A 9,172-nucleotide genomic window follows, 5' to 3' on the forward strand; every position below is an offset into this window, starting at 1 on the left:
ATCTAAGATCTCTTGCTCTTTCTCCAAAGCTTCCTGTCGCCCTTGCTCAAATCTCCGATAGCTAGCATTAGGTTCAAAATTTTTGATGTTACCCAAAATCATAGGGACTAGCGTAATTGGTTTTTCGCTCCAACGAGTTTTCGTCACATCGATTTCTCCAGGGCAACGCATTCCGTATTTCTTGAGATAAGCATCGATTGCGTCACGAGATTCCGCTCCGCCTTCAAACTTAACGAGTTCTTCCAAAAAGTTATCCTCTTTGACTTGTTGCAAATATGCAATCACTTCTGGATAAGGACGAATTACATCCGCGACGTCTAATAACGCCAGACCCATTTCCGAGGTAATATTGTTATCCACAGACTGAGAAAGCGTGTCTGCAACGTTCTTTTCACCTAACCACTCATAGATTTTTTCATTGATTAATGATGAAGCGTTCATCGCAGACATAAATACGGCTGAACTTTGTGGATCAAATAAAATCTTCTTTAATTGCAGAAAATCTTCCAGAATAAAATCAAATAACTCCACTCCTGATTTCGTCTGGATGTTTTGTTTTAATACTTCTATGGATGTTTGACTTTTCTTAATCAAATCAGAAACGATTGACGGATCGGATTCGTTTTGTGGCGAAGACGGAATAACTTTCTTGCTGTTATTAGCACTCTGCTTCTTTTCATCATCTGGAGACAATTTTATGAAATCTTTCCGGTTTATTAGGGTCAAAAGCGCATCTTTGATGAGCGGATCGGATTGTCCAGCCATATTAATCAGGTTTTCTCTGCCGACCGACGAAGCCAGATTATTCGAGATATCAACGAATAACCTCCCACCAGCTCTGCGCATAGGTGCAGGAGTCGTTAACAAGTAAAAAGACAATCCCAACGGTTTAATGGGATCGGTCATCATTTGTTGATGCCCAACAGATAAATAAGCGTGATTTTCTTCATCATTCGCTTCAGGGATCGGGAATAAGGTTGTAATTGGCCGACTCTGGACAATATAAAACGTATCATCCACCAAACACCACTCTATATCTTGTGGGGAACCGAAATAARCCTCAATCTTTCTTCCTATGCGTGCCAGTTCTAGAATTTGAGATTCAGTAAGTGTTTGTTTCTTTTGTAGATCAGGACCGAGCTGCCTAGTCTCTGTTCCGCCTTCTTTTCGACCATAGATTGCCAGTTTTTTGGTTGAGATCCTCTTATCAACGATTTCCTCATCTTTTACTTTATAACAATCGGCAGTAACCAACCCAGAGACCAAGGCTTCACCAAGCCCGAAACTGGCATCGATTGATAGCAGCTTACGGTTAGAAGTAATCGGATCAGCGGTGAATAGAATCCCTGAAACCTGCGGGAATACCATCTTTTGAACAATAACGGACACGAATACTTGGCTGTGGTCGAATCCATTTTGGATACGGTAGATGACCGCACGGTCCGTAAATAAGGATGCCCAACATTGACTGATATGCTGCAAAATTGATTCTTTTCCGATAACATTTAAATAGGTGTCTTGTTGACCAGCAAAGGAAGCATGGGGTAAATCTTCAGCAGTCGCGCTGGAACGCACAGCGTAAGCATACTCTTCGCCAAACTTGGAAAGATAATGACCAACGGCATTCACAACATCAATTGGAATTTCCACTCCCCTAATAAGCTTCCGAATCTCGCTGCTGATCTCACTAATTTGATCTCGATCTTCTACTTTCACCTGGGTTAACCGATCGAGCAACGCAGATAACGTATCGTTTTGCGCGATAGCTTTTTGATATCCTTCCGTGGTAACACAAAACCCTTCTGGAACTTGTATGCCTTGAATTTTTGATAATTCACCTAAATTTAACCCTTTTCCTCCAACGAGTGAAAGCTGTGTTTTCTCCATTTCCTGAAAATCGAGAACCAATGAACGCATTCAACATCTCTCCTRAGCATTAAATTTAGAAAACATTTGACAAGAGATAACCGACATGGTAAGATTAAATTGTAAGATAAGATATTTATGACTATTTCACAAAAACAAGTCGTGAACTGATTATATCATCGTGCGCATGTATATGCAATATAGAAGAACCTGATATTTTTATCAGGTTCTTTTTTGATTTTTCACAGCCTTCTCATTGAAAATATCACTTTGTCGGTACAAGGACAACTCGCTGCCCGGAATAAGCAGGGTCGTCCCATACTTCTTCAACCTTGGAAAGCGGGAACGATGCTGAATTCACTTTCAGCTTGCCAGCGGCAATAACGTCGATTAATGATGGAAGCTCAGCCACATAGCCGGAGGTCGAGACCGAACCTTGGCCGCTACCTAGTAGATGAAAATTGGCTGATCGAAGTGCCACGGAAGGCACAGCAGCCGTTGGACCTGCCACGGAACCAATCTGGATCCAAGACAAAGCGCGGCTGCGATCCGATCTATTCGTCAACAGCGGAAGCATCGCAAGTTCTGYTGGCTTTCCCCACAAATAGTCGATCACCACGTCAACTTCTGAGGCAATCTTCCCCAGTTGATTAGCAGCATCCTCTCGATCACCCGCAAGAGAAACTGTGACGTCAGCACCCAGATTCGTTAGGGAATTAAGCCGATTCTCATCGCGCCCAGCAGCGATCACCTGGCTAGCTCCGAGAAGCTTGGCTATCTGGACCGCCATCTGCCCAGAATTACCCGTCGCACCAAGAACCAGAACCTTATGCCCCTGCTGAAAATCTATCCGTCGGCGGATAGCAACCCATGAGGACATGGCCGGATTCATCGCTGCAGCGATTAGAATGGGATCGACACCTTCAGGCACAGATACGCTACGACGCAGATCTATGACAGTCTTTTCTGCGAACGTCCCTACGGTGGAGTCAGGTGCAACAAAATAGACGAACTGACCATTAGACATACGCCCAACGCCATCAATGCCAGGAACTAACGGTAACTTATCGGAACTAGTATAGTGCGAACCATTGGCCTGTGATCGCACACGGGGATGTAATCCTGCAGCAATAACATCAACAAGAACTTCATTATTCCCAGATGGAATAGGTGTATCGAAATCTTCATATTTCGGAGCAGTATCGAACGAACGTACAACAGCAGCATGCATAGTTTGACCTCCATTCACGCTTCACACGAATTTAGTTTGTTATACAAACAATATAGCCCGTATAGCATACAAAATCAATATCTTTTATGATAAAATATATAGTGAATTCACAGGTAAGCATGCATTCTGCCTTTTAATCTTCTACAATCTATGGAGTGAAACAAAATGAATAACGACCAAACAACTAATCCAAGCGAACGATCAATCCTCGATGTATTGGTGCAACTCTCTTTCACCGTTCACTCTATTCTTGGCCGTGTTGGAGCTGATCATGATCTTTCAGTTATCCAAATTCGACTGCTTGGAATTCTACGCGATCGAGAACCAAACATGTTGCAGTTAGCCCAGCACCTTAATCTTGATAAATCCAGTATTACTGGATTAGTTGATCGAGCGGAACGCCGAGGTCTAGTACAACGCATAGTTTCTCCAAGTGACCGGCGCGGATTCAATGTTAGAGTAACTCCTGTCGGGAGGCAGCTCATTCAAGTAGTTAGTCATGAGATTGATGTTCAAGTAAATGCAATCACCACAAGTCTAACCCAAATCGAACGCTCGCATTTCGCTGCCCTTGCTAACAAAATTCTAGATCAATAACTTTGCATACAAAAAATAGCCGCGATACGCGGCTATTTTTGAAATCGTGTCTCTATAAGATGAAGCAGCTCCGTTATGATGAATATAAAATGAACATTCATTCTACTAGTGAGAGGATAAGCAGGTTCGACGAATCGAACCCTATCAATTATTTACTGCCGAATCTTCCTTAGGTGAAACGGCATTCCAGCAAGAACAGATTGCTTCGTTGATACTGTCATTGGTTAACTCGAAAATCCCGTACAACTCACCCTTCAACATGTAAACGAATGATCCATAATGCATTTGGACCATCATTTTGGGATCCATCATGATAAACAACTTTTGTTGGATAGCTTCTTCGTACAAATTGTTCATCGGGTCACACCAGCCACCCGTATAGACCGCTCTCTTCACCTCATCGTAAATATATGGCGAGAAAGAATACTGCTCAATAAATTGAAAACCCTGCGGATATTTTTGACCTAGGTCAATTACCCGCTTCCAGCCCAATTCAAATTTCTCACGAATCGTTGTGCCTTGCAGTAAGCCTTCGCGCACATAATTTCCATTAAAAGTGACAATAGCTTTATATAATTCGTTAACAATATCTTCTTTGCTTTTGAAATAATGATAGATATTCCTATTTTAAAAATACACTTCGTAGTCACTTTAGTCAAATCAGACTCTATCACCAGAAGTTATTTACTGATACATTTTAGCTACAGTTTCCAGATATTCTTCAATTGGCACCGAGTTTCTCAATGCTATTAACTTGTTACCTGATGCTCCGACGACGGTACGGAATTGTGTGCTTTCACCTGTTGCCTGAGCCACGATTGCATCAACAATAGTCTGAGGATCATCCAATTGGCCAGGATTTGGGTTAGCCATTAGCGCTTCTACCTTTGTCATCATCCCATCGTAATCTCGAATAGATTCATCTTTGTTCCACGTAATATTTCCCTTGAAATTATTACCTGTTGAACCACCTTGTTCGATTAATCTAAGCTCGATATTGAGCGGCTTCAGTTCGTAATAGAGACCTTCCGTCAATCCTTCCAAAGCGAACTTGGACATGTTGTACAGTGAACCAAGCGGCACAGCGGTTGTAACCCCCATGAAGGAACTGATATTGATGAACATGCCGCCATTATTTCCTCTGAAATGTGGTAAAAATCCGCGAATAACATTAATTGGACCGCGAGCGTTGACTGCGAACTGCCAATCAATTGCATCCTCCTTGGCCAATTCTAGCGGACCATAAGTGCCCATACCAGCATTATTGACGACAACGTCAATCTTCCCGAATGCGGCAATCGCTTGTTCCACCGCGGATTGAACTTGGTCCACTTTTGTGACATCAAGTTTGAAAATTTTTATATTTTCGTAAGCTGTAAGCTCCGTTTCTGACTCAGGTGTACGCATTGTAGCCGCTACGTTCCAGCCCAATTGAGCAAATCGAATAGCTGTTAGTTTACCCAAACCTGAACTTGTTCCTGTAATAAAAACTGTTTTACTCATGGTAAAACCTCCTAAAGTATAGTTAACGTTGCTCCTCTGTGAAGTAGCAGTCCCATCAGATCGAACGTTCATTCTAATTATGGATCGAAACATTGCTTTTAAAGTTGAACCGATATTCGTTCCAAATGTCATAATAACAAAAACTGCTGTAAATACGGCAATCAAGGATGGAACGCAAATCGCAAGCAGCGCGGGCTTAAGCATTTTTTTCGAATTCACAATAAAAGGTGTTAACATCATGATCATCATGGACTCTCCTAGAAAAGAGGCATTCACGAAAGAGCCCTTCAGAATTGGCATAACCCCGGAGTCTGCAAACACAGGCAAAATGAGATCTGGATGCAGATTCGTTAAATTTAATCCAAAAGTTATGAGGATACCGGCCAGAAGCAAAGGTCCAGCCATTTCACTGAAACGATCAATAGCTTCGATATTTCCTACATAGTTGATGTAAACCAAGGCAGCTACCATCAGAGCTGTTATGACCCAGATCGGAGTATCGTGGAAAAGAAACTGCTTGATAAATAAGGAGAATAATCGCAAGATATTTGCAGATACTGAAAACCAGACCATAAATTAACTGGCACATGAATATCCAATTCCATAGGACGAACTGCGCCATTCATACTTTGACAGATTGCTTCTGCGTTTTCTAGACTCCTTCCTGCTGCAATAAGGTTCCCTGGAAATAACTTAACTAGCTGTTGGCACATACTCAACCCCACGTTGCATCGCTAAGCTTGAATACACTTGGGATGCTCCAGCAAAGCACACGATATCGGGACATTTTAAAACCTRCCGGTTTACAAGATGAACTGCGTGCTGTACTACTTTACAGTGGCGCCTGCTGGAGTTTCCTTACTCTGTTTCGCCGTGAGGGCGAGCCAAATTTTCAAGCTGAGGAATGTGACTATGTAGCCTCCCTTATGCCGTATATTGCTCAGCCGCTGCAAATGCAGTATTTGAGAGCAGAAGCACCAGACTCGCTCCCCTTTAAAGATCCAGGATTACTCCTGCTTACGCCGGAGCTAGTAAAATCTCGTCCAATGCTGAAGCTGACTACTGGCTATCACTCTTGCAGTCTGAAGTCGATTTTCGAGAAAACGGGCGTAAGCAGTCGGCGTGAATTGACATGGCATCTTGCTACACAATTTCAAAGTTACCAAGCTATTAACCTCTCATTTTCCACCAGTGATTATCCAACGAATTAGCCCTGCTAGAGGCGATCTTTCCACACTGTGAAAGCGCTCTGGCTCTTTGTCATTTCCCCCCAATGCGACTGTGAATTGTGCCTCTTGTATATAACGGTGACGGTAAAAGTCACGTCCTTTAATCGCCACCTTATTCTTGTATACCTCTACGTACAGACCCTCACTTTCGTCTGGCCCCAATGCCACTTCGCCGCCTTGACCGTTGTCTGTCCAAGGCTGCTGCACGGACGATGAATTAACCATCGTAAATTTATCCCGTACTAGCGTATCCGGCAACTTCAACTCCCAATGCGTGTGGCCAGAAAAGAAAATCACCTGAGGGTAATCCGACAATATTTGTTTCAACGCTTCATGTTGAATGATCGCTCTGTTATTCGTACAACAGAAATGCGTGCCTGCCACACTATTGGGAAAAGGTTGATGCAAAAACACGAAGACAGGCTTATCCGCATCAACATCTTCTTTCAACTTCGAACGCAACCAATCTAACTGCGTTTGCGATAGGTAGGCATCTTCCAAGTTTGTCTCATTGGATTGACGATATTGCTCTGACCCTAGAAAAATAAAATGATACCTCTTAATGTGCTGGTCATAATAAACTTGCTTTTCTCCCGTAAGCTGTAGGAATCGGTGAATGGAGGCTTGCTCCGTCTCCTTGTTTGGGAATGTATTTGCGTTCCATACTTTATTTGTATCGAACCATGCTTGATAGAATTCATGATTCCCGATCGTCCATGCCATGTTCTTCGGATGCGGATTAGACTTCAGCAATTCATCTAATTTGTCGTAGTCAGATGACATTCCGTTTGTTAAATCCCCATTAATAATGAGGACATCAGAGCTCGGATTTAGATCGTTTAGGTCACGCAGTGCAGCAGCGAACTTATGATGGGATTGCTTATCCCATGACTGCACATGAATATCGCTAATAACGGGGAAGGACAGTTGAGGTTTCTCCTCTTCCTTCACATTGAGGGGAACAGTGAATAATGCAAGCGACAATCCAACTCTCAATAAACCTATTTTCACTCCTACCACACTCCATTTCCTTCCATTATGGTATTTACTATGAATTAACCATAATTCTTGAATGTAAGCAGGAGATTTGGCACAGCTAAAGATTATATGAACGATTGGAAGTCACTTTACATCATTTTCACACTACTCGACAGGATTCGTCTCTATCTGTTAAGGCRCCTAACACACAATAGAAAGTCCCGCAAAGTCAAAACACCACTCGGGTTGGACTGGAGCGACGTTTTCGTATGGGTCCATTGGACGAAATCCAACGAACACTGTGATTTGAAGGCTCGATTAACGATCCTATTGGATGAAATCCAATAGGATCGGGTAATCGAGCCGCTATAGGGCGGGAAATCTATTTTTCATTGGATTTCGTCCAATGAAATGAGAAATTTAGCTGCGCTATTGGCGTTTTCATTGGATTTCATCCAACGAGGCTACGCTGCCCCCAACGCTGCAACATTTTTTCACTGCTAACGTGTGATTCTCGCTCCCCACAACCTCCCCCAAACATAAATAAGGAGTAACCATTGGTTACCCCAAAAAGGCTGCTTAATTCTAACAAGCTCAAAAATTAGATTCAACTGATTTATCCGAATGAGATAACCACCAAAAAGCTTTCGCCCTCAATAAGGACGAAAGCTTTCGCTCACGTGTTTCCACCTAAATTTATCGATCATACTCACGATCCATCTATCTCGTCCGCATAACCGTGAATTCTTGTTGCCATAAAATCCTACCACCAATCTCAAGTCTCGCCCGCAGCTGGTTCTGCCCGACCTTCAGGGGCTTGGCAGCACTATATTGGAAGAAAGCCAAATCCCACTGAATAGGTGCAACCCATTTGGGGTAAGTCTGGATGGCCTCTGCCGGCGGGGCTCCAATATCTTCCACAATCAACTTCGGTCTTAGCTCAGGCGAAGCTTTGACTGGAATCTGCTGGATGCTGTCCCTGAAAGCTACATTGAGCACCATCTGCTCTGAGTCGACCGATGTTGGAATGGCAAGAGCATTCACATTGTACGCTTGAAGGGTGAAGGTGAGGGAAGTGTCAACCTTTGCTATAAGCGACCCGAACAAGTTCCGTACATCGGCTTCATTCAGATACAATTCTCCGTTCGAGGAAACCTGCGGAGCTGCTGTTAAGCTCAGCTGCCGAACCTCTTTGCCGTTCCAGAGTGTTGTTGCCTGCTGAGAACCGGGCTGGATGCGGAAGCCCGTGCCAAACTTACTGTTCTGATAAGTAGTCCAACCGCCTGACTCACTTTTATCGTAACGGAAGCCCTCGGATAGAAAGGGGATGGATACATACCAAGCGTTATCCCGTATATATCCGACTTGGCGATCTTGAAACTTAAGCTCGTCCCCATCGATCTTCGCGCTGTTGTAGTACAAGGTGTAGAATGACATGTCCACAGCCGGATCAAATCCTTCACCCACGATATGATCGGTATATGGATTTAGTTTCAACCAGACAAGCCCAACATAAGAATCGATCTGGTACCAACGGTTCCCTAAATTATCATCCCAGTATCGAATCGGGTGAAGAATTTGAGGCGACGCTTGCGCGTATTTATACCAATTACCCATGGGGTAGCTCATTAGCTGTGCATTGGATTTCAATTCAATCGCCACGTCTGTAGGCTTAGCAGCAATAGGATCGGCAAATTGTTTATTCACCCAACCATCCCCTGCCGAAGTATGAACATGATACCAGATTGGTTCATCCTGTGTATTGCCA

7 protein-coding genes and 1 pseudogene are annotated in these 9,172 nt (G+C 43.4%); 2 read left to right on the top strand and 6 right to left on the bottom strand.

From position 1 onward, the window contains the following. The coding region (ppsA, locus tag AC1DUA_RS25840) for a phosphoenolpyruvate synthase (RefSeq protein ID WP_477502496.1) at positions 1–1,917 on the bottom strand (1,917 nt) is incomplete at its 3' end. 214 nt (positions 1,918–2,131) lie between these two features. Continuing rightward, positions 2,132–3,097 (bottom strand): quinone oxidoreductase family protein, encoded by a 966-nt coding sequence (locus AC1DUA_RS25845; RefSeq protein WP_477502497.1) that lies wholly within the window; start codon positions 3,095–3,097, stop codon positions 2,132–2,134. A 165-nt stretch (positions 3,098–3,262) separates the two neighbouring features. On the opposite strand from AC1DUA_RS25845, the gene AC1DUA_RS25850 reads away from it, so the two are divergent. Then, the gene (locus AC1DUA_RS25850; protein WP_477502498.1) at positions 3,263–3,694 is read left to right on the top strand and encodes a MarR family winged helix-turn-helix transcriptional regulator; all 432 of its coding nucleotides are present in this window, start codon (positions 3,263–3,265) and stop codon (positions 3,692–3,694) included. Positions 3,695–3,838: 144 nt separating this feature from the next. Here AC1DUA_RS25850 and AC1DUA_RS25855 read toward each other — a convergent pair whose 3' ends face one another. Together AC1DUA_RS25855 and AC1DUA_RS25860 are read right to left on the bottom strand one after the other, a co-directional pair. Then, the gene (locus tag AC1DUA_RS25855; RefSeq protein WP_477502499.1) at positions 3,839–4,234 is read right to left on the bottom strand and encodes a TetR family transcriptional regulator C-terminal domain-containing protein; all 396 of its coding nucleotides are present in this window, start codon (positions 4,232–4,234) and stop codon (positions 3,839–3,841) included. A gap of 144 nt (positions 4,235–4,378) precedes the next feature. Next, the gene (locus tag AC1DUA_RS25860; RefSeq protein ID WP_477502500.1) at positions 4,379–5,770 is read right to left on the bottom strand and encodes an SDR family NAD(P)-dependent oxidoreductase; all 1,392 of its coding nucleotides are present in this window, start codon (positions 5,768–5,770) and stop codon (positions 4,379–4,381) included. A gap of 353 nt (positions 5,771–6,123) precedes the next feature. Between AC1DUA_RS25860 and AC1DUA_RS25865 the strand changes: the two genes are divergently transcribed. Beyond that, positions 6,124–6,408, top strand: a complete 285-nt coding sequence (locus AC1DUA_RS25865; RefSeq protein WP_477502501.1) for a hypothetical protein — start codon at positions 6,124–6,126, stop codon at positions 6,406–6,408. On the opposite strand, the gene AC1DUA_RS25870 is transcribed toward AC1DUA_RS25865, so the two are convergent. Next, on the bottom strand, positions 6,376–7,410 hold the full coding sequence (locus AC1DUA_RS25870; protein ID WP_477502502.1) for a metallophosphoesterase family protein: 1,035 nt from the start codon (positions 7,408–7,410) through the stop codon (positions 6,376–6,378). The two genes, AC1DUA_RS25865 and AC1DUA_RS25870, sit on opposite strands and share 33 nt — an antisense overlap. A 714-nt stretch (positions 7,411–8,124) precedes the next feature. Further along, positions 8,125–9,172, bottom strand: a pseudogene (locus AC1DUA_RS25875) (hypothetical protein); the annotation flags it as partial.

The sequence above is a fragment of the Paenibacillus sp. 01T422 genome (assembly GCF_056398785.1).

Coding starts and splice junctions, on each gene's coding strand:
- AC1DUA_RS25850 (WP_477502498.1), top strand. CDS start 3,263: ATGAATAACGACCAAACAACTAATCCAAGCGAACGATCAATCCTCGAT.
- AC1DUA_RS25860 (WP_477502500.1), bottom strand. CDS start 5,770: ATGGTCTGGTTTTCAGTATCTGCAAATATCTTGCGATTATTCTCCTTA.
- AC1DUA_RS25865 (WP_477502501.1), top strand. CDS start 6,124: ATGCCGTATATTGCTCAGCCGCTGCAAATGCAGTATTTGAGAGCAGAA.